Consider the following 19,941-nt stretch of genomic DNA (forward strand, 5'->3'; position numbering starts at 1 on the left):
GAGTTGACAAGGCAGGTCCTCGTGTCCTGAAGCCTCGTCCCCTTGTCAACTGCATAAAACAAGAAATTTATGTTCAGACTTATCCTCAAAACCCTATGGGCCCGTCGCCGCCGCAACGGCTGGCTGCTGGCCGAACTGATACTGGTCGCTGTCCTTTCGTGGATTATCTTCGACCCTGTTATTGTGGTGACCTACGACCGTCACCTTCCGCTTGGCTACGATGCCGACCGCCTCTGCATGGTGTCTGTCGGTATGTTGCAACCGCAGGCGCCGGGCTATGACGCTCAGGCTACCGACTCCGCTTCGCTGATGCAGGCCTATATGAGCATCGTGGAACGTGCCCGTCAGCATCCCGATGTGGAGCAGGCTACGCCCATACTTTCTTTCGCATATCCCGGTTCGCAGGGGAGCAGTACTTCCGGACTGACAGCCGCAGGTGATTCGTTACGGCTCGACCTTATGTTTATTGAGTTTCTGCCCCATACCCATTTCTTTGAAACATACGGCTTCCGGACCGGGCAGGGCAGTATGACGCCCGAACAGCTTTCTGATTATGCCTATAATGAGGCCAATGTCGTCCTGACCGAAGGTGCGCTGGAAGGCTTGTTCCATACCCGCGTCTTTAACCGTCAGCGTTGCTGGGAGGCCGACGAAGAAGATACTCTCTACGTTCCGGTTGTCGGTACGGTGGGCACTTTCAAGTATGCGAACAACTGGCGGCCCATCCCGGTAGCCTTTACCCCGGTGTTGCATCCCGATATTCTGTCCAATCTGGACGACATGCACGTGGTCATCCGTCTGAAGGAAGGGGTCAGCACGGATCGTTTTCTGCATGATTTCAAGCTGTGGATGGTGCGTCAGATGCGGGCAGGCAACCTCTATGCACGCGATTTGCAATCGTACGACGCCATCAACAAAGCCTGTGAGTTTGACGCCACTTCGCTTTACCGCCGCAACCTGAGCATTGCCTTGTTCTTCCTTATTAATCTCTGCCTGGGTGTCATCGGCACCTTCTGGCTGCAGACCCGCACGCGGCGCGAGGAGGTGGGCATCATGCTGTCCTACGGTGCCACGCCGCGCCGCATCCGCCTCCAACTGTTGGGCGAAGGCGCGGTGCTCACTACGGTGGCCACGCTGGTGGGCTGCTTCCTCTATCTTCAATACGGGCTCAGTGAGGGGTTGAATAAGGGAAATGCCTGGATGCAGGCCACTACGCCCTGTTGGGTAGACCACTTCGGGCAGCATTTTGCTATCGTGTCGCTCATCATCTACTTCATCCTGCTGGTTGTGGTATTGGTAGGAATCTATATTCCTGCCCGACGCATCAGTACCATTCCGCCGACGGAGGCGCTGAGAGATGAGTGAAACCGTACGCCGAAAGCGGACAGGGTGTCCATTATCGGACACCTCCCATTTTGCTAAAACGCAGATAATCAAGGGAGCGGTGGTTTGGCACGCCTTTTGATTTTGATTCACCACAGATTACACGGATCAACACAGAAATTATTCTAATCTGTGCCAATCTGTGGTGCAAAACAGAAACTCTGTGGGACTCCGTTGTCCCCTGTGGTGAAAACAAAGCATACAATAACTATAAACAACATACAATTATGGACATGATTAAATTGACCGGTATCAACAAGATTTACCGTACAGACGAGATTGAGACACAGGCATTGGAGAACGTGAACCTGGAAGTGGAGCAGGGCGAATTCCTCAGCGTGATGGGGCCTTCGGGTTGTGGCAAGTCCACGCTGCTCAACATCATGGGCCTGCTCGACACGCCCACCAGCGGCACCATCGAGATAGCCGGCACACGGGTGGAGGGCATGAAGGACAAGGAACTGGCCGCCTTCCGCAACAAGACGCTGGGCTTCGTGTTCCAGTCGTTCCACCTCATCAATTCGCTCAACGTGCTGGACAACGTGGAGCTGCCGTTGCTCTACCGCAAGGTGTCTGCCAAGGAACGCCGCCGCCTGGCCATGGAGATGCTGGAGAAGGTGGGCATGACACACCGCATGCACCACATGCCTACACAGCTCTCGGGCGGTCAGTGCCAGCGTGTGGCGGTGGCCCGTGCCATCATCGGCAACCCCGAGATTATCCTGGCCGACGAACCTACCGGTAACCTGGACTCGAAGATGGGAGCGGAAATCATGGAACTGCTGCACCAACTGAACAAGGACGACAAACGGACCATCGTCATGGTGACGCACAACGAGAGCCAGGCCAAGCAGACAAGCCGCACGGTGCGCTTCTTCGACGGCCGCCAGGTGGGATAAGCATTCAACAGTCATATTCGGATCATACATTCAAACGGAACCATCATGAAAACAAACATCATAGGAGTCATCATCGCCCTGTTGCTGGCATTTGCCGGCGCTGTGGGCGCTTTGGCACAAAATGAGAAGGTGAGCGAAGTACGCAAAGTGAAAGATTTCTCATCCATCCGGGTGACGTCGGTGGCCAATGTCATTTTCACGCAGGGCGATGCCTGTTCGCTCCGCCTGGAGGGCAAGGAGAAATGGGTGAAGCTCACCACGACCGAGGTGGAGAACGGCTGTCTGCTCGTCGCTTTCAAGAAAGGGGAGAAGGAGAGGGCTGTCAATAACGTCGACGGACTGAAGCTGTATGTCACCGCCCCCACGCTGGAGGCCGTAGACCTGACCGGCGTAGGCAGCCTGGAGTGCAAGGAGCCGCTGAAGCTGGACGACTTCAGCCTGCGCATCAGCGGTGTAGGCTCGGCCGAACTGGACAAGCTGACCTGCCGCCGCTTCTTCGTCGCGTTGAGCGGTGTGGGCAATGCCGAGGCGAACGTGGACTGCGACTACGTGGAGGCCGTCGTGAGTGGAGTGGGCAACCTGACACTGAGCGGCCGGACCGATGAGGCCGACATATCGCGCAGCGGCATAGGCAGCATTGATACGAAACGATTGAAAATTAAGAATTAAGAATGAAGAATGAAGAATTTATGGTGAATGAGAACGTATTGTTTACTCCAATTCTTCATTCATCATTCTTCATTAATAACAGATTTTTAAGTTTTGCAAGTTTATTAACGGGTTGTAGTTAAGGAGTTAAGAAGTTAAGGAGTTATGTCAATACCTTTGTAAGAACGGATGCAGACCATACACTTAAGCTATTGGCTTTAACTCCTAAGCCTACCCTGGTGGGCGATAACTCCTTCTAACTCCTTTAACTCCTGCAAGTTTCGCAATTGCGAAACTTGAGACAGATTCTTCATTGAAAAGATGATCAAACAATATTTTCAACAAGCTTGGGCACAGCTCCGCCAGCAGCCGCTCATCAGCGGGGTGACGGTGGCGGGTACGGCCCTTTCCATCTTCCTCATCATGCTGGTGGTGATGATGCAGCAGGTGCAGCAACCGCGACCGCTTCCTGCACGTGAAGTGGGGCAGCATTACTAACGAAGCGTGGGGAGACAATAACAGCAACGGTCCGTGGAGTGCAGCTTCGCTGAAAGAAATCTACGGCAAGCTGATGATGCCCGAGGCCATCACCATTTATAAGGTTTATGCTATGCCCCAGCCGGTCAGCCTGCCCGGCCAGCCCGCTACGGCGGTCGATGTGCGCGAAACGGACAGCCAGTTCTGGACGGTGTTCGACTTCGCCTTTACCGACGGCAAGCCCTTCGACCAGGCCACGTTCGACGCCGGTCGGCCGGTGGCGGTCATTACCGAAAGCGTGGCGCGCCTGCTGTTCGGCACGACGAAGGCAGCGGGAAAAGAATTCCTGCTGGCCCATGCGCCCTATCGGGTGTGCGGCGTGGTGAAGGACGTATCGACGCTGGCTTCGACGGCCTATGCGCAGGTGTGGATTCCCTATACCTCGACCGACCAAGTGAACAATACGTGGTGCAACGGCCTGATGGGTGACATGAGTTGCACCATCCTGGCGCGCGACCGCAGCGACTTCCCCGCCATCCGCGAGGAGGCCGGCCGACGGTTGGACGAATTCAATAAGGTGATAGACGAGAACGGTTATCAAATCATCAACCGCAACCGTCCCTACGACCAGGAGAAGAACGCCCTGACAGCCGGTGCCAATGTGGAGCCGGATGTGACGGCTGCACGCCGGAGCCGTTTCATCATCTTCCTTATCCTGCTCATCGTGCCTGCCATCAATCTGAGCAGCATGACGCAGAGCCGCCTGCGCCGCCGTGTGGCGGAAATCGGGGTGCGCCGTGCCTTCGGCTGCACACGCATGGAACTACTGGGACAGATACTGGGGGAGAACTTCATCGTCACCCTGCTGGCAGGTGTGCTGGGACTGATAATCAGCTTCCTCTTTGCCTTTTTGTTCGGTAATACCCTCTTTGCGCAGGACTGGACAACTTCGCTCAATCCGCCCGTAGTCGATGCTTCCATCCTGATACATGCCTCTACCTTCGGCTGGGCGTTGCTCTTCTGCTTCGTGCTCAACCTGCTCAGCACCGGCATTCCCGCCTGGCGGGCTTCGCGGATGAATATTGTGGAGGCGATAAATGGGAAGGCTCATTGAGCAGTTGACAAGGGACGAGTTAACGAGACCACAAGGTTAGTTAACAACGGAACGAGACTTCAGACCACAAGGACGTGCCTTGTCAACTCTTCACTTGTCCCCTTGTCAACTTGTCCCCTCGTCAACTTGTCAACTAAAAACAAAAGATATGAACAAAAAACTATTTACCCAAATACGCAACGAGTGGCGCAGCAACCTGTGGCTGGCACTGGAGTTACTGGTGGTGAGCGTGGTGATGTGGTACATCATCGACCTGCTCTACTGCCGCCTGGCTACCTATATGGAGCCGCGCGGTTTCGATACGGAGCACTGCTACCTGATCAATATGGGCGTGCTCACCGACAAGAGTTCCGACTATACGCCCTATAACGATGCCCACAAGCAGAGCGACGAGGTACGCGAAATGGTGGAACGTCTGCGCCGTCGCCCCGAGGTGGAGGCGGTGAGCCTGTCGCAAAATTCCTATCCTTATAATGGAAGCAATGCAACAGAAGTAGTGCGTTGCGATACCATGACTTCTCCCTACTGGACCATCCGCCGCATTGCGACGCCCGACTTCGTACGCGTGTTCCGTTATCATGGTACGCGAGGCGAAACGCCCGAACAGTTGGCTGAAATAGTGGAGCGTGGCGACTTCCTGGCTTCGGACAACCTGTATCGCAAGTACGGCGTACCGATGACATCGCTGGTTGGCAAGAAGGAATTCTACCTTTTCGGAGATACGGTTCAGACACACTGCCTGGGCGCCGCCTTGCAGAATGTGCGTTACGATGATTATAGCCAGGCATCTTTCTGCTATTCCATGGTGTATAATATGAATTTGCTGTCGGATGGTTGGATTAATGCCGATAACGAGCTCTGCGTCCGCGTCCGTGCCGACCGTGACCGGAACTTCATGGAGAACCTGAAGGCCGACAGCGAGAAGCAGTTCCGCATAGGCAATCTCTACATCAGCGACATCAAAAGCTTCAGGAACATCCGCCACAGTTATCAGAAATATTATGCCAGCCAGATGCGCAACTTCTTCGTGGGCATGGGCTTCCTGCTGCTCAACATCTTCCTGGGACTGCTCGGCACGTTCTGGTTCCGTACGCAGCAACGGCGCAGCGAGATTGCCCTGCACAAGGCGATGGGTGCCACGGACGGTGCGGTGTTCGGCCGCCTGATGAGTGAAGGTATTTTCCTGTTGCTGATCGTTACCGTGCTTGCCGTCATTATTGATATCGTACTGGCTCACTTCGAACTGAACAGCTGGCGCAACGGCACTACACTGGAGTGGCCACGTCTGGCCTTCTGCGCCGCCGCCACGTTTGTCCTCATCGCCGCCATGATTGGTGTCGGCATCGGTCTCCCGGCCCGACGCGCCATGAAGGTGCAGCCGGCGGAGGCGTTGCACGACGAGTAGGAGCCTCACCCCCGGCCCCCGGGCCGACGAAGGGAAGCCTCACCCCCTTCCCCTCTCCCAGGGAGAGGGGGGAGCGATTACTATTCTTAGATTTGATTATTTGATATAAAATGAAGACAAACTTATTTTCCAAGCACTTTTTCTCCCCTCTCTTTTGGAGAGGGGAAGGGGGAGAGGCTACCTGGATATCCGTGCTGGGCACGGCGCTGTCCATCTGCATGATTATGGTCATCGTCATCACCCTGCGGGTGCGCACGGCCGACTGCGAGCCGGAGGTGAACCGCAGCCGCTCGCTCTACGTGCCCAACATGTCCTACCGTGCCAAGGGCGACTTGAGCGGCAGCTCCGCCAATTCGAGCATGTCGGTGCAGACGGGGCGCGAGTGCTTCAAGACGCTGACCACGGCCGAGGCTGTCACGCTGGCATCGAATCCCGACAAGGTACGTGTCTCGCTGCCTGCCGGTGCCAAGATGACGGCCGACATGGTGCAGACCGATGAGGCCTTCTGGCAGGTGTTTCGCTTCCGCTTTCTCGACGGCAAGCCCTTCACGGCAGCCGATCTGAGCAGCGGTCTGCCCCGTGCCGTCATTGCAGCCTCGGTGGCCCGTCGCCTGTTCGGGCGGACGGACGTCAGCGGGCAGCACATAGAGCTGAACCACGTGGACTTCCAGGTGTGTGGCGTGGTGGCCGACATCTCCATGCTGGCTACGGATGCCTACGCCCAGGTGTGGATACCCTACACGGCCGGCGATGCCGAAGCCAACACCTGGGGCTATAACCTGATGGGACCGATGCGCGCCGTCATCCTGGCCCGCAGCCGGGCAGACTTTCCTGCCATCCGCGAGGAGTGCGAGCGCATGCGGCAGAAGTATAACGACGCGCAGGAGGGCGTGGAGGTGTTCTATCGCGGACAGCCCGACACACAGTTCACCCACCTCTACCGCACGTGGAGCCAGGAGCCCGACGTGCAGGGCGTGGTGTTGCGCTACGTGGTGGTGATGCTCATCCTGCTCATCGTGCCTGCCATCAACCTGAGCAGCATGACCCTGTCGCGGATGCGGAAACGGATGGCGGAAATCGGGGTACGCAAAGCCTTCGGTGCTACGGCCAACGAACTGATGCGCCAGGTCTTTCTGGAGAATCTGTTGCTGACCTGTCTGGCAGGCCTGTTGGGACTGCTGCTGAGCTATGCCGCCACCTTCGTGCTGAACGGCTTCCTCTTCGGCAACTCTACCAACGCCTATCTGTCGGGTGAGACCAGTCTGACGGCGGGCGAATTGCTCAGTCCGTGGATCTTCCTGGCTGCCTTTGGCTTCTGGCGGATGAATATTGTGGAGGCAATAAATGGGAAGGCTCATTAAAGGCCTCACCCCTAACCCCTCTCCCAAGGAGAGGGGGATTGAGAATGATAGATTGATATGATGATAACCTATTTATAACTGCCATATTCTTTGCCCGCTTCTCTTAGGCTGTGAGACTTCTTCCTCCCCTCTCCTCGGGAGAGGGGTTAGGGGTGAGGCTTTTCCTTGGGAGAGGGGGCGGGGGTGAGGCTTTACATTATGAACAAGAAACTATTTACTCAAATACGGAACGAATGGCGGAGCAACTTCTTCCTTGCGCTGGAGCTGCTGGTAGTCTTCGTGGTGCTGTGGTACATCGTGGACTGGTGCTGTACGACGGCGCGTGTCTACTTTGCACCGATGGGCTTCGATACGGAGCATTGCTATAACCTGACGATGAACCGGCTGACTCCCAACTCCGCCCTCTATGAAGAAGGCCATACGGCGGAGGACGATATGGATGCCCTGCTGGAGATAGCCGAACGCCTGCGCCACCGTCCCGGCGTGGAGGCGGTAGCCATTTCGCAGAACAGCGTTCCTTATAATAACGGAAGTAACGGCATTGAAACGTTTGTAGACACGGTGTCTGTTTATGCCATGCTCCGTCTGGTGCAGCCCGACTTTATGCGCCTGTTCCGCATTCGTGGGGTAGCTGTGCAGGATGCCGGAGGAAAGACGGTGCAGACTGCAAGTCCTGACTCGCTGGCCGCCGTGCTGGGCCCGGGAACGATGATCCTGTCGCGCAACGTGACAGCGAAGTATGAGGAACTGAACATGTCCGATGCCACACCGTTGCTGGGTCGTCAACTGCCTTTGTGGGAGCAGGACAGTGACTCCCGTCTGCGCGTAGCCGGCATTGCCGAGCCCATGCGCTGGAATCATTTCACGACAGCCGACCAGTGGGGAGGCCCCTTCCTGGCGACGGACTTCCCGCGCGAGGCGATGGTGCAATACGAGAATCCCGCCTACCTGCAACTGAGTTTGCGCGTCACCCCCGAGGCCGACCATGGATTTGTGGACGCGCTGATGGCCGATGCCGATCGTCTTTATCGTGTAGGGAATGTTTATATTCTGGATGTTCAGCCCTTCACGCAGTTGCGCTATATCAGCGAACTGGAGGATGTGAACGAAGTGCGCACGCAGCTCTGCATCCTGGGCTTCCTGTTGCTTAATATCTTCCTGGGCGTTATCGGTACCTTCTGGTTCCGTACGCAGCACCGTCGTCAGGAGGTAGCCCTCCGCATGGCGATGGGCAGCACACGGCGGGGCATCTTCCTTCGCCTGATTACCGAAGGTCTGTTACTGTTGACGCTGGCTGCTGTGCCTGCCACGGTTATTGCCTTGAACATTGGCGTGGCCGAATTGGTGGACGTCAGCCGGTTGCCTTTCGACACTCTGCGCTTCGTGCTTGCCCTTGTGCTCTCGTGGCTGCTGATGGCACTGATGATTGTGGTGGGCGTGTGGTATCCGGCCCGTCGGGCGATGAAGGTGCAGCCGGCGGAGGCGCTGCACGATGAGTAAGGGGCCTCACCCCCGGCCCCTCTCCCGGGGAGAGGGGAGATGAAAACGATTGTATGTGCAATGATAGACAGTTTGGCGGGTAACCGTTTTTCAATTAACCATTAACCATTTATCATTAACCATTTTATAATGAAACATGCATTGTTATACAACTTCCGTTCGCTTCTCAACCAGCTGAAGCAGCACCGCTTTTATACGGCGGTGTGTGTGGTGGGAACGGCGGTCACCATTGCCTTCGTGATGGTAGTGGTGATGGTTTATGATTTCCGTACGGCCGATGCGGCGCCGGAGACGCGGCGCAGCCGTGTGCTCTACAACTACGGCACCCAGTGCATGCGCCCCGACGGCACGAACGTGTGGGGCTACCGGGCCTTGGGGCCGACGGCTTTCCACGCCTTCTTCGACAGTCTGCCGGGCGTGGACGAACTGACGTGGCACAGCGGACTGAACAAGGCGGTCTGTGCGCTGCCCGCTTCGTCCGACCGACGGTCGGTGATGCTCCGTGCCGTGGCAGCCAACTGGTTCGACTTCTTCCGCTACGACTTCGTGGCGGGCCGTCCCTTCACCCGGGCCGAATACGATGCCGGGCGGGCCGCTTTCGAGAAGGCCGGCGACGAGTGGCGGCTTGTCCGCAACCGTGAGGACGGCGTGGTGCGCCGTTTCGTCGTCATCAGCGAGCGCCTGGCGGGGCAACTGTTCGGCGGAGCTGCCGGGGCGGTGGGCAAGCAGTTGTTGCTGGACTTTCAGGAGGCGCGCGTGGTGGGCGTGGTGCGCGATGTCAGCTCCATCTTCCAGACCGCCTATGCCGACGTGTGGGAACCTTTCACCCTGACCAATGAGGAGAACCTCGACCCGAACCTCGCCACCGCCGGCCTGCTGGGCTTCCGCTATGCCGTCCTCCACCTGTCGCCCGGCACCCGGCCTGCCGCAGTACGCACCGAAGTGAACCGACGGATGGAACAGCTCAACAGGCAAGGGCTGGAGTACATCCTGAAGGACCCGCGGCTCTATACGCATACGGAGTACACCTTCTTCCGCGACAGCAGCATCAGCGCGGGGCTGGTCTATGCGCTGTTGCTGGTGGTGCTGCTGGTAGTGCCTGCCGTGGGCATCTCGGGGCTGGTACATGCCCAGATGCAGAGCCGCCTGGGCGAGATAGCCATCCGCAAGGCTTATGGCGCCTCCAATGCCAACATCATCGGCCAACTGTTTGCCGAAAGCCTGTGTACCACCTTGATAGGCGGTGTGCTGGGCTATGCGTTGTCGTGCGTGCTGGTGGTGGCGGGCGGCACGTGGCTGTTCGGCACGGGCGGTGTGGAGCTGGAAGGCATCTTGTTGGGCAGCGACTTGCTGCTGCGGCCGTCGTTGTTCGTGGCCGTGCTGGCGGCGTGCGTGGTGTTCAACGCACTGTCCACGCTGCTGCCGGCCTGGATGGCGGTACACCGCAATATATCGTACACACTAACGGGAGGAGAATAAAACTATGTGGAGACAAATATACAGACAGATATGGAACCAGCGGCGGGCCAACGCCTGGCTGTGGGTAGAGTTGTGCATCGTAACCGTACTGCTGTGGTACGGCATCGACCTGGTGTATAATTACGAAGGGGCCGCCTGGCAGCCCAAGGGTTACGACACGTCGTGCGTGTTCGACCTGACCCTGGAGGCCAAGCCATTGGAGGTCATCAGCGATGCCGACAACCGGCGGGCAGGGGAGGACTTCAGCTACCTGTACAACCTGCTGAAAGACTATCCCGGCGTGGAGGAAGTGTGCGCCTATCATGGCAGCGTGCCCTACACGGGCAATGCGATGTTCGAGGGTTATGCGCCGCACAGCGACTCGACGCACGTGGTGTCGTGCTTCATCCGCTATGTCACGCCCTCTTACTTCAGGGTGTTCCGCCTGAAGCCCCTTGCGGGACAACTGGACGAAGCACACTGGTCGCCGGCCGAATATCCCATGCCGGCCCTGATGAGTGTGGACCTGGCAGACTCCTTGTTCCACCAGCCCAACGTGGCCGACGCCGTGGGCAAGACCTGCTTCAATCCTTACTGGCTGAAGCTGGCCAATCCGGTGACCAACTACCGCGTGGCGGCTGTCCTGCCCCGGCACAAGCTGGACGACTACGAGCGCTACGAACCGTTCATCTACCTGCCTGCCCAGCAGGCTTTCTGGTGGCAGCATGTGGCGATACGCGTCGCGCCCGACCAGGTGGCAGGCTTTGCCGAACGCTTCCGCAAGGATATGCAGCCGGTGTTCGACCGCGGCATCTTCTACCTGAACTCCATCCGCTCGTACGACGACATGAAGGAAGCCTACGACGTGCAGCAGGGCACGGTGAACTACCTGAACACGGTCTATGCCGTGGCGGCCTTCTTCCTCTTCAATGTGTTTCTGTGCGTGTTTGCCACCTTCTGGTACCGCACCCGCAAGCGTCGTTGCGAGGTGGCCCTGCGCATGGCCATGGGCAGCACTCCCCGTGCGGTGATGGGTCACTTCCTGCTGGAAGGCCTCACGCTCCTGCTGCTTTCCGCCCTCCCGGCTTTGCTCATTGCCGTTAACCTGCAACTGGCCGACCTGACGGTACATACGCTGGTGGATGCTTCGGCACTCCGCTTCGTGGGATGCTTCGGTGTGGCCTTCCTGCTCATGGCGCTGATGATAGTGGCCGGCATCTGGTATCCCGCCCGGCGGGCCATGAAGGTGCAGCCCGCCGAGGCGCTGCACGACGAGTGACGGATTGAGACTATCCTCTCAATATACGTTGAGAACCCCCTCTCAATACTCGTTGAGAGCCCCCTCTCAATATGCGTTGAGACTACCCTCTCAATACACGTTGAGAGCCCCTTCTCAACGCCCGTTGCGAGTCCGGCTCTTTTCTGTGCGTTTGTCGTGGCAGGTTAAATTAATGGAGCACATGCTTGCTTTTTTCTCGGAAAGTGCTTAACTTTAAGTCACAATTCTAACCGGGTTTATAAAAAGTCCTGACCCACAGGCAAATGCTATGAGAATACAGTTTGAGATTAAGGAACAGCTGTCAGACATCATTGAAGAGATTCTGAATAGCGAGAAATGGAGCACCATTGTCAAGAACGAGATTGAAGGTCGGAAACAGGTGGTTATCCGTGACCCGAGCTACAACTCGGAGGCTTCTGTCGAGATTTATCAGAAGGAAATCAACATCCGGACGGCATGGTCCAGCTACACCTACCGCATCTTCATGATGGGCGACCGCGTGTGGTGCGAGTACAACGGCGCCTACCGCGGACTGCTGGAACAGAGGCTGCTGCCCACCATCACTCCCAAGGAGAGCCTGCTCGACTCGGAAGTGGACAGCTCGCTCTACGGGCACGAGAAGAAAACCCTGCGCGAGTATGCCGAGGACAACGTGAAGCTGAAGAAGTTCAGACGCGAGAATTTCAACGAGGCACACAACGGCATGGCCACCTTCGACCATCCCAAGCGGGTGTATGACGAGTTCATCAAGGAAGACTACGTTGTGCCCTCTTCCCAGGAGAAGAAGGATTAAAAAACGGCTTGCTCACTCCTGGTGAGTTATAGCAGGCATTGCATCAGAAGGAGGGGAGTCGGATACTATACTAAGCCTCGACCCACCCTCCTTTATTCTGTTTTCAACGAGATTATTCGTGTGAAGCGTAATATTTCAGGAACTGGGTGCGTTCAAACGTGTTCACGCCGTTCAGGTCGCGGACGTTGAGCATGCCCTTGAACTGCTGGATGCTTTCCATGCCCTTGCGGTCCATCCATTCGCTGATGAAGCGGAGAAAGTCGGGGATGATGGCAGCCGACTGCTGGTAGAACACGCTGCATATCTCGACAGCGGACGCACCAGCCAGGATGGCTTTGATGACTCCTTCCGGAGAGTGGATGCCGCCCGAAGCCGCAAAGTCCAGCTTGCTGACGGCTGCCGAGGCAATGCCTATCCAGCGCAGGGATTTGGCCAGTTCGGCTTCGTTGCTGAACACGCTGCCTGCGGTTTGCACCATCTTCTCGATGTCAATGTCCGGCTGGTAGAAGCGGTTGAACATCACGACCGCAGCGGCGCCGTTGGCATAGAGCTGGTCGGCCAGAGCTACCGGATTGGTAAGGTTGTCGCCCAGCTTCATGATGATTGGCATACGGGTCACCTTCTTGATGTGGGCCAGGATGTCGATGTGCCGCTGCTCGAAAGAGCCGTATTCATATTGCGTGTTGGTCTGCAGGGCCAGGATGTTGACCTCCAGCGCATCGGCTCCGGCTTCTTCAATCTTCTTGGCAAAGTCTTCCCACTTGGCATCCTGATAGCAGTTGATGCTGGCAATGATGGGGATGTCGCATGCAGCCTTGCTTTCCTTGATGAGGGTCAGGTACTCGTTCAGTTTATGTTCGCGCACATATTCGGCCAGGTATTCGCTGCCTTCGGGGTACATGTTGGCATCGTGCAGACTGTCCACCTCCAGCATAATCTGTTCCTCGAACAGCGATTTCAGGACAATGGCGCCCGCACCGGCTTCACAGAGCTTACGGTTCTTGGCACTGCTGGCTGTCAGCCCCGAACTGCTGACAATAATCGGATTCTTGAGTTTCAACCCGGCAAATGTAGTTTGTAATGTAGCCATAATGGTATAATTTAATGGTTAATGTTTTTTATAACTGCCTTTTGTGCAGGCAGAGGCGGTATCAGGCCGTATAGTCTCTTTCGCCGAATATCTTACTGCCCACCCGCACCAAAGTACTGCCGGCAGATACGGCCTCGGGATAGTCGTGGGACATCCCCATGGAAAGTTCCTTGAAGGCTTCGTCGTGGGCAAACCATCGCTGCTTGACCTGGGCGAAAAAAGTGCTCAACGAGCCGAACTCCCGCCGGATTTGCTCCACGTCGTCTGTGTTGGAGGCCATTCCCATCAGGCCACAGATGCGGACGTGAGCCAGTCCCTTCCATTCTCCGGCAGCAAGCATTTCTTCGCATTCTTCGAAACTGAAGCCGAACTTCGTCTCTTCCTGGGCAATGTGCAGCTGCAGCAGGCAGTTGACTACCCGTCCGGCTTTGGCGGCCTGTCTGTCCACTTCAGCCAGCAGCTTGTAAGAGTCTATGCCGTGAATCAGTGTCACGTAGGGGACGATGTACTTCACTTTGTTGGTCTGCAGGTGGCCTATAAAGTGCCATTCAATGTCTTGTGGCAGGCTCTCGTGTTTGGCCGTCATTTCCTGCACCTTGCTTTCACCGAAGATGCGCTGTCCGGCACGGTAGGCCTCTTCTATCGCTTCGTTGGGATGAAACTTGGAGACAGCTACCAGACGTACGCCTTGGGGCAGGTCGGCCAGCACTTGTTTGAGGTTTTCTGCAATCATGATTCTTATCTTATTGTTTTTGCAAGTTCAACGATATGTGCCCCCCTGTCAAAGTCCTTATCCTTGGAATTCGGGCTTGTCGTCGGGTTCAGCGTGGTAAGGATAAACGTCCATGATGGGGGTCTCGGCCACGTTGGCTATCTGATAGTCGGCCATGGTGCCCTTCATGCCTTCGTCCAGCTTCTTGATGGCATCGCGCAGGTCGGCAGCCTGTACCAGCACCTGGGTAGATGACTTTTTCTCGGCGCCGCTCTTCTCGTCGAGGGTGATGAACACCAGTTTGCACTTGAACCAGCGGTCGGCAGCCTCTTCCTCGCAGGGGAACAGTTCGCTGTAGTTGGCCCGCTTGATGTCCGACACCGTAAACTCGCCGCTGATGAAGGGAGTCATTTCCTCGATGATGCGTGCCTCGGCCTCGGTGAAGCTGAGGGCGTCCACCAGATAGGGTTCGGTCACTTTCTTGTTCATTCCGTTTTCCATTACCTTCTCGTAACGTATTTTGCATTCAAACCAGGTATGCATTGCCATAATTTTTCTGTCTTTAGTTTAAGTGATTAATATGTATCCCGTTTCCCTCTGTCGGGCTTGCCGCACAAGAGTCAACGGGCTGTTTCCTATAAAGTAGCTTGCAAATTTACGCAATAATTTTTAGTTTGAATGATAATTCGCTACTTTTGTCCCACGTTTGTCCGGCAGACGGGGTTGCAAGTGGCTTTGTCCTTTCGTCTTTCTCCCATCTCCTGATTCCAGGCCGGGCCGGAGACAGATGTCCAACAGATATTAATCTTGATGGCTATGATGCGAAACAAATTTGCGGGAGCCTTCCTGCTTCTTACCTTATTATTATGTACAGTTTCCTGCGGTCTTAAAAACAAACAGACCGGCGGGCAGACATCGACAGAAGACACGACAACCGTGGCGATAGATTCGGCCACGACAGTAATTCCTGTCTATGCCAAAGGCTATGCGGTGAAATATCTTTCCCATGGTGTACGACTGGTAGACATTCAGGATCCGCAGAAAGAGAGCGGCCAGTCGTTTCATTATGCGCTGGTGCCGAGGGGTGTCAAGCCGGCCCATGTTCCTGCGGACTATACCGTGATAGAGACTCCCGTGCAGCGTGTTGTCTGCATGACTTCGCTCCAACTCTCCAACTTTATCCGGCTGGATGCCTGCGACCGCGTGGTGGGTATCACCAGTACACGTCATTTGTTTAATCCCGAGATGAACGAACGGTTGAAGTCAGGTAAGACAGCTAAAATAGGAATTGAGGGCAATTTTGATAACGAATTGATAATGAGCCTGAATCCGGACCTGATATTTATCTCTCCTTTCAAACGGGGAGGCTACGATGCCATGCGCGAAATAGGCATTCCGCTGGTGCCCCATCTGGGTTACAAGGAGATGACACCGCTGGGACAGGCCGAGTGGATTAAGTTCATCGGGATGTTTGTGGGGCTGGAGGCCGAGGCCAATACTCGGTTTGCAGCCATCGAGAAACGTTATAACGAACTGTGCAAACTGGCTGCCGGAGTCAAGGAACGTCCAAAGGTATTCAGCGGTGAGATACGTGGCGGAAACTGGTATGCCGTGGGCGGCAAGAGCTTTCTGGCAGAGTTGTTCAGAGATGCGGGTGCAGACTATTTCCTGAAAGATGACCCGCGCTCGGGTGGTGTCATGCTGGATTTTGAGACTGTGTACAGCCAGGCGGAGGATGCCGACTATTGGCGCATTGTCAACAGTTACGAAGGAACCTTCTCCTACGAAGCCCTGAAGTCGCTCGACCCGCGCTATGCCGACTTCCGCGCTTTCCGCGAGCGGGGAATCATCTATTGCAACATGCGCGAGAAACCCTTCTATGAGAGCATGCCCATGCAGCCCGAGGTGGTGTTGGAGGACTTGATTCATGCTTTCCATCCCGACCTGTTGCCCGATTACAAACCTACTTATTACGAACGCCTGAAATGATGAAGAGACCGATATTGTTGCTGATGCTGGCGTTGCTGGTATCCATTTTCCTGTTTTTTCTGTTGAATCTGCTGTTGGGTTCCGTGCACATCCCTTTCCGTTCGGTTTGGAACATTCTGTGGGGGAGCGGGGAGGAATCTGTTGTCTGGCAGAATATCATTTGGAAGTCCCGTGTACCGCAGGCGCTGACGGCGTTGGTGGCCGGTGCAGGCTTGTCGGTCAGCGGCTTGCAGATGCAGACCGTGTTCCGCAATCCGTTGGCAGGCCCGTCGGTGTTGGGCATCAGCTCGGGAGCCAGTCTGGGCGTGGCGTGTGTGGTGCTGCTTTCGGGAGCCTTGGGAGGCGTGGCGTTGAGCCGTTTGGGATATATGGGCGAAGTCGCCCTTTCCATTGCTGCCATTGTGGGAGCGTTGGCTGTGATGGCTCTCATCGTTTATGTTTCGCAAAAGGTGAAGGGAAATGTGACGCTGCTGATTATCGGTGTGATGATAGGTTACGTGGCCAGTGCGGTCATCGGTGTGCTGAAGTATTTCAGTGTGGAAGAAGATATCCGGGCGTATGTCATTTGGGGACTGGGCAGCTTTGCCCGCGTGTCCGGCGACCAGATGGTGCTGTTTGTCAGTATCATGGCCGTTTTGCTCCCACTCTCCTTCCTGCTGATAAAGACCATGAATCTGTTGTTGCTGGGAGACGGCTATGCCCGCAACCTGGGACTGAACATCAAGCGTGCCCGCCTGCTGGTCATTTCGTGTTCGGGGGTGTTGGTGGCCATTGTGACCGCCTATTGCGGCCCCATCATGTTCATCGGCCTGGCTGTGCCCCATTTGTGCCGTGCCATCTTTCAGACGTCCGACCACCGCATACTGATGCCTGCCACGCTGTTGACGGGAGCTGCCCTGGCTTTGGTCTGCAACCTGATAGCCCGCATGCCGGGCTTTGAGGGGGCCTTGCCGGTCAATTCGGTCACGTCGCTGGTCGGCGCCCCTGTTGTGGCGTCGGTGCTGTTCAACAAGCGGAAAGGGGAGATACATGAGTAATGGAGAATAGGGAAGGGATAATGGATAATGAATGTTTTTTCTGTCCTTCCATTTAAAAGGAAAAGAATTTGAATACAGAAACAATACATATTGAAAACCTGTCCATCGGCTATCCCGGCAAGGGCGAGGTGAAAGTGGTGGCAAGCGGCATTTGTGCCGGCATCAACAGGGGCGAACTCACTTGCCTGTTGGGAGCCAACGGGGTGGGGAAGTCCACTCTGCTGCGCACGTTGTCTGCCTTCCAGCCCAAGTTGGGCGGAGAAATACGCATCTTGGGCAAGGAAATAGAGAAGTACACGGACAAACAGATGTCGCGGGTCATCAGCGTGGTGCTGACGGAAAAATGCGACATACGCAACATGTCCGTCACTGAACTGATAGGGCTGGGGCGCAGTCCCTATACCGGCTTCTGGGGCACCCTGTCGCGTGAAGACCAGGAAGTGGTGGAGAAATCAATCAACCTGGTAGGTATCGGACATTTGCAGCATCGGATGGTACACACACTGAGCGACGGCGAACGGCAGAAGGTGATGATAGCCAAGGCGCTGGCGCAGGAAACGCCGGTGATTTACCTGGACGAGCCCACGGCCTTCCTCGATTTCCCCAGCAAGGTGGAGATGATGCAACTGCTGCACCATCTCAGCCGGCAGACGGGGAAAACCATTTTCCTCTCTACCCACGACCTGGAGCTGGCTTTGCAGATTGCGGACAAGATATGGCTGATGGACAAGGTGAACGGAGTGACCATAGGTACTCCCGAAGACCTCTCGCTCAACGGAAGCCTCAGCCGCTTCTTTGCCCGCAAGGGCATTGCTTTCGACTTGGAAACGGGGCTCTTTCGGGTGGACAACGAATATACTTCGCAGATACGGCTGGTGGGTCATGGGCAGAAATACGCAATGGTCCGGAAAGCCTTGCAGCGCAACGGAATCTTGGCCAGCCGCAACGTGGAGTCTGACATGTATATAGAGACAGGCGACTTGAGAGCTGACAGGCCTTTTGTCCTGTATATTCCGTCGTGTGAGCCTTTGGCTATAAGAAGCATAGAAGAGCTGTTGGAAAAGGTCAGGGAACATATCAGGCCTCTTCCTCCGGCGGACAAGTAAATAGGTAAGAACATCATTGATAAATATAGCTGTTTGACGGGATTCGGTAAGTTTATATGGAGATTCCGGGTACATCTGTCTATATGGCGCAAGATGAATCGGGAGTTTTGAGACTTGTCTTTTCCTGCCCGTTCCACCCCCGAAACCAAAGAGGCTCGGAGGCAGTGCCAAAGAGGCTCGGAGGCGGCATCAAAGAGGCTCGGAGGCAAAACCTATGAGGAACACAGGATTTTCCGAAGTTTGTCGGACGGCAGCAATCAAGAAAAAAAGGAGGCGGTTATCATGCATCATTCAAAAGACAACTACGTATATCTGACTACGGCGCCGGTGCCGCGTGTGATTATGGCATTGGCCGTACCCACCATTGTCAGCATGTTGGTGACTTCATTCTACAACATGGCCGACACTTATTTTGTGGGCAAGATTGATACCCAGTCGACGGCGGCGGTGGGCATCGTCTTTTCAGTTATGTCCATCATTCAGGCTGTGGGCTTCTTCTTTGGTCATGGGTCGGGCAACTACATCTCGCGCAAGCTGGGAGCGAAGGAAACCGGAAATGCCGAAAAGATGGCATCTACAGGTTTTTTCCTGGCTCTTTTTGTCGGGGCATTTCTGGCTTTGCTGGGCTTCTTGCTACTCACTCCTCTTTCGTTAGCCTTGGGCTCCACTCCGACCATCCTTCCTTATACGGAGCGTTATTTAGGTGTCATACTGTTGGGTGCTCCGTTTATGGCCGCTTCGTTGGTGCTGAACAATCAGATTCGTTTTCAGGGAAATGCAGCCTATGCCATGGTGGGCATTGTCACAGGAGCAGTTCTCAATGTGATATTGGACCCCATTCTGATATTTGGTTTCGGAATGGGCATTTCGGGAGCCGCTTGGGCCACGGTCATCAGCCAGGTGTGCAGCTTCACGCTGCTTCTCTTCATGAGCCATCGCGGCGGTAACATCCGCATCCATTATCGCAACTTTACGCCCACTTGGGCTTTTGTCAAGGAGATTGTGGGCGGAGGTACCCCCTCGCTGGCCCGTCAGGGGCTGGCCAGTGTGGCTACCATTCTGTTGAATGTAGCCGCAGGCGCATACGGTGATGCCGCCATAGCCGGCATGTCCATCGTGACACGCATCGCCATGTTCATCAATGCCTTCCTGATAGGGTTTGGACAAGGCTTTCAGCCTGTATGTGGCTTCAATTATGGCGCAGGGCTTTATGGGCGTGTCCGCCAGGGATTTTGGTTTTGCGTGAAGGTTGGCTTTATTTTTCTGCTTGTTTGTGCGGTAGCCGGTATGGGATATGCCGAAGAGATTGTTGCGCTTTTCCGTAAGGAAGATCCGGCTGTGATAGCAGTGGGAGCTGCCGCCTTGCGGTGGCAGTTCATCACTTTCCCCTTGGGGGCATGGATTATAGTAAGTAACATGATGTTGCAGACCATCCGGAAACCTGTGCGGGCTACGGTCCTGTCATCTGCCCGCCAGGGATTGTTTTTTATTCCCCTCATTTTCATTCTTCCCCACTTCTTTGGGTTAGAGGGGGTAGAGGCTTGCCAGGCCACATCGGATCTGTTAACATTCCTTTTGGCCATTCCTCTAACTTGCGGCGTGTTGGCCGAGATGAAGAGAAAAGAGGCCGCAGCTTCCTTTTCTTCAAAATAAGTGTGTGTGTTGGCCTTGCATTTAGTCGGAATTTCGT

The 19,941-nt window shown here is 55.6% G+C and carries 16 protein-coding genes and 1 pseudogene; 14 read left to right on the forward strand and 3 right to left on the reverse strand.

Going from position 1 to position 19,941, the window contains the following annotated elements; translation table 11 throughout:
- Positions 1–69: 69 nt before the first annotated feature.
- The 10 genes and pseudogenes from Q1Y74_RS08050 (at position 70) to Q1Y74_RS08095 (ending at position 12,317) form a co-directional block, all read left to right on the forward strand.
- The gene (locus Q1Y74_RS08050) at positions 70–1,365 is read left to right on the forward strand and encodes an FtsX-like permease family protein (RefSeq protein WP_300813686.1); all 1,296 of its coding nucleotides are present in this window, start codon (positions 70–72) and stop codon (positions 1,363–1,365) included.
- A 251-nt stretch (positions 1,366–1,616) separates the two neighbouring features.
- A complete protein-coding gene (locus Q1Y74_RS08055) occupies positions 1,617–2,282 on the forward strand; it encodes an ABC transporter ATP-binding protein (RefSeq protein ID WP_300813715.1) in 666 nt (221 codons plus the stop codon).
- A 45-nt stretch (positions 2,283–2,327) separates the two neighbouring features.
- Positions 2,328–2,951: a DUF2807 domain-containing protein gene (locus Q1Y74_RS08060; RefSeq protein WP_300813688.1), complete on the forward strand. Its 624-nt coding sequence runs from the start codon at positions 2,328–2,330 to the stop codon at positions 2,949–2,951.
- Between the two features lie 300 nt (positions 2,952–3,251).
- Positions 3,252–4,521: pseudogene (locus tag Q1Y74_RS08065) on the forward strand (ABC transporter permease).
- A 148-nt stretch (positions 4,522–4,669) separates the two neighbouring features.
- On the forward strand, positions 4,670–5,926 hold the full coding sequence (locus Q1Y74_RS08070; protein ID WP_300813691.1) for an FtsX-like permease family protein: 1,257 nt from the start codon (positions 4,670–4,672) through the stop codon (positions 5,924–5,926).
- Between the two features lie 110 nt (positions 5,927–6,036).
- Complete coding sequence (locus tag Q1Y74_RS08075; RefSeq protein ID WP_300813692.1) at positions 6,037–7,287, forward strand: ABC transporter permease; 1,251 nt, start codon at positions 6,037–6,039, stop codon at positions 7,285–7,287.
- 198 nt (positions 7,288–7,485) lie between these two features.
- Positions 7,486–8,787 (forward strand): FtsX-like permease family protein, encoded by a 1,302-nt coding sequence (locus Q1Y74_RS08080; RefSeq protein WP_300813694.1) that lies wholly within the window; start codon positions 7,486–7,488, stop codon positions 8,785–8,787.
- Between the two features lie 129 nt (positions 8,788–8,916).
- Positions 8,917–10,266: an ABC transporter permease gene (locus Q1Y74_RS08085; RefSeq protein ID WP_300813696.1), complete on the forward strand. Its 1,350-nt coding sequence runs from the start codon at positions 8,917–8,919 to the stop codon at positions 10,264–10,266.
- Positions 10,267–10,270: 4 nt separating this feature from the next.
- Positions 10,271–11,524 carry an FtsX-like permease family protein gene (locus Q1Y74_RS08090; protein WP_300813697.1) on the forward strand — a complete coding sequence of 418 codons (1,254 nt, stop codon included), beginning with the start codon at positions 10,271–10,273 and terminating at the stop codon, positions 11,522–11,524.
- 268 nt (positions 11,525–11,792) lie between these two features.
- Positions 11,793–12,317 carry a hypothetical protein gene (locus Q1Y74_RS08095; protein ID WP_300813700.1) on the forward strand — a complete coding sequence of 175 codons (525 nt, stop codon included), beginning with the start codon at positions 11,793–11,795 and terminating at the stop codon, positions 12,315–12,317.
- Between the two features lie 112 nt (positions 12,318–12,429).
- Here the strand turns inward: Q1Y74_RS08095 and Q1Y74_RS08100 are convergent, their stop codons facing one another.
- The 3 genes from Q1Y74_RS08100 to Q1Y74_RS08110 all read right to left on the reverse strand — a co-directional run bounded on the left by Q1Y74_RS08100 (position 12,430) and on the right by Q1Y74_RS08110 (position 14,668).
- Positions 12,430–13,407 (reverse strand): dihydroorotate dehydrogenase-like protein, encoded by a 978-nt coding sequence (locus tag Q1Y74_RS08100; protein ID WP_300813702.1) that lies wholly within the window; start codon positions 13,405–13,407, stop codon positions 12,430–12,432.
- A 61-nt stretch (positions 13,408–13,468) separates the two neighbouring features.
- Positions 13,469–14,143, reverse strand: a complete 675-nt coding sequence (locus tag Q1Y74_RS08105) for a YggS family pyridoxal phosphate-dependent enzyme (protein WP_300813717.1) — start codon at positions 14,141–14,143, stop codon at positions 13,469–13,471.
- A 54-nt stretch (positions 14,144–14,197) separates the two neighbouring features.
- On the reverse strand, positions 14,198–14,668 hold the full coding sequence (locus tag Q1Y74_RS08110) for a DUF4494 domain-containing protein (protein ID WP_300813703.1): 471 nt from the start codon (positions 14,666–14,668) through the stop codon (positions 14,198–14,200).
- Between the two features lie 270 nt (positions 14,669–14,938).
- Between Q1Y74_RS08110 and Q1Y74_RS08115 the strand changes: the two genes are divergently transcribed.
- From Q1Y74_RS08115 to Q1Y74_RS08130, 4 genes are all read left to right on the forward strand, one after another.
- Positions 14,939–16,108 carry an ABC transporter substrate-binding protein gene (locus Q1Y74_RS08115; protein ID WP_300813719.1) on the forward strand — a complete coding sequence of 390 codons (1,170 nt, stop codon included), beginning with the start codon at positions 14,939–14,941 and terminating at the stop codon, positions 16,106–16,108.
- Entirely contained in the window at positions 16,108–17,145 is a 1,038-nt protein-coding gene (locus tag Q1Y74_RS08120; RefSeq protein WP_300813721.1) for an iron ABC transporter permease, read from the forward strand. Before Q1Y74_RS08115 ends, Q1Y74_RS08120 begins: the two co-directional genes overlap by 1 nt.
- A 68-nt stretch (positions 17,146–17,213) precedes the next feature.
- Complete coding sequence (locus Q1Y74_RS08125; RefSeq protein ID WP_300813704.1) at positions 17,214–18,251, forward strand: ABC transporter ATP-binding protein; 1,038 nt, start codon at positions 17,214–17,216, stop codon at positions 18,249–18,251.
- Between the two features lie 279 nt (positions 18,252–18,530).
- Positions 18,531–19,904 carry an MATE family efflux transporter gene (locus Q1Y74_RS08130; RefSeq protein WP_300813722.1) on the forward strand — a complete coding sequence of 458 codons (1,374 nt, stop codon included), beginning with the start codon at positions 18,531–18,533 and terminating at the stop codon, positions 19,902–19,904.
- Positions 19,905–19,941 lie beyond the last annotated feature (37 nt).

Source organism: uncultured Bacteroides sp., from assembly GCF_949298305.1.
Classification (GTDB): domain Bacteria; phylum Bacteroidota; class Bacteroidia; order Bacteroidales; family Bacteroidaceae; genus Bacteroides.

Bases quoted from the DNA above. Each gene is read 5' to 3' on its own strand.
- Q1Y74_RS08115 (WP_300813719.1), top strand. From the start codon at position 14,939: ATGCGAAACAAATTTGCGGGAGCCTTCCTGCTTCTTACCTTATTATTA.
- Q1Y74_RS08070 (WP_300813691.1), top strand. From the start codon at position 4,670: ATGAACAAAAAACTATTTACCCAAATACGCAACGAGTGGCGCAGCAAC.
- Q1Y74_RS08120 (WP_300813721.1), top strand. From the start codon at position 16,108: ATGAAGAGACCGATATTGTTGCTGATGCTGGCGTTGCTGGTATCCATT.
- Q1Y74_RS08060 (WP_300813688.1), top strand. From the start codon at position 2,328: ATGAAAACAAACATCATAGGAGTCATCATCGCCCTGTTGCTGGCATTT.
- Q1Y74_RS08080 (WP_300813694.1), top strand. From the start codon at position 7,486: ATGAACAAGAAACTATTTACTCAAATACGGAACGAATGGCGGAGCAAC.
- Q1Y74_RS08075 (WP_300813692.1), top strand. From the start codon at position 6,037: ATGAAGACAAACTTATTTTCCAAGCACTTTTTCTCCCCTCTCTTTTGG.
- Q1Y74_RS08050 (WP_300813686.1), top strand. From the start codon at position 70: ATGTTCAGACTTATCCTCAAAACCCTATGGGCCCGTCGCCGCCGCAAC.
- Q1Y74_RS08055 (WP_300813715.1), top strand. From the start codon at position 1,617: ATGATTAAATTGACCGGTATCAACAAGATTTACCGTACAGACGAGATT.
- Q1Y74_RS08090 (WP_300813697.1), top strand. From the start codon at position 10,271: ATGTGGAGACAAATATACAGACAGATATGGAACCAGCGGCGGGCCAAC.
- Q1Y74_RS08100 (WP_300813702.1), bottom strand. From the start codon at position 13,407: ATGGCTACATTACAAACTACATTTGCCGGGTTGAAACTCAAGAATCCG.
- Q1Y74_RS08095 (WP_300813700.1), top strand. From the start codon at position 11,793: ATGAGAATACAGTTTGAGATTAAGGAACAGCTGTCAGACATCATTGAA.
- Q1Y74_RS08085 (WP_300813696.1), top strand. From the start codon at position 8,917: ATGAAACATGCATTGTTATACAACTTCCGTTCGCTTCTCAACCAGCTG.
- Q1Y74_RS08110 (WP_300813703.1), bottom strand. From the start codon at position 14,668: ATGGCAATGCATACCTGGTTTGAATGCAAAATACGTTACGAGAAGGTA.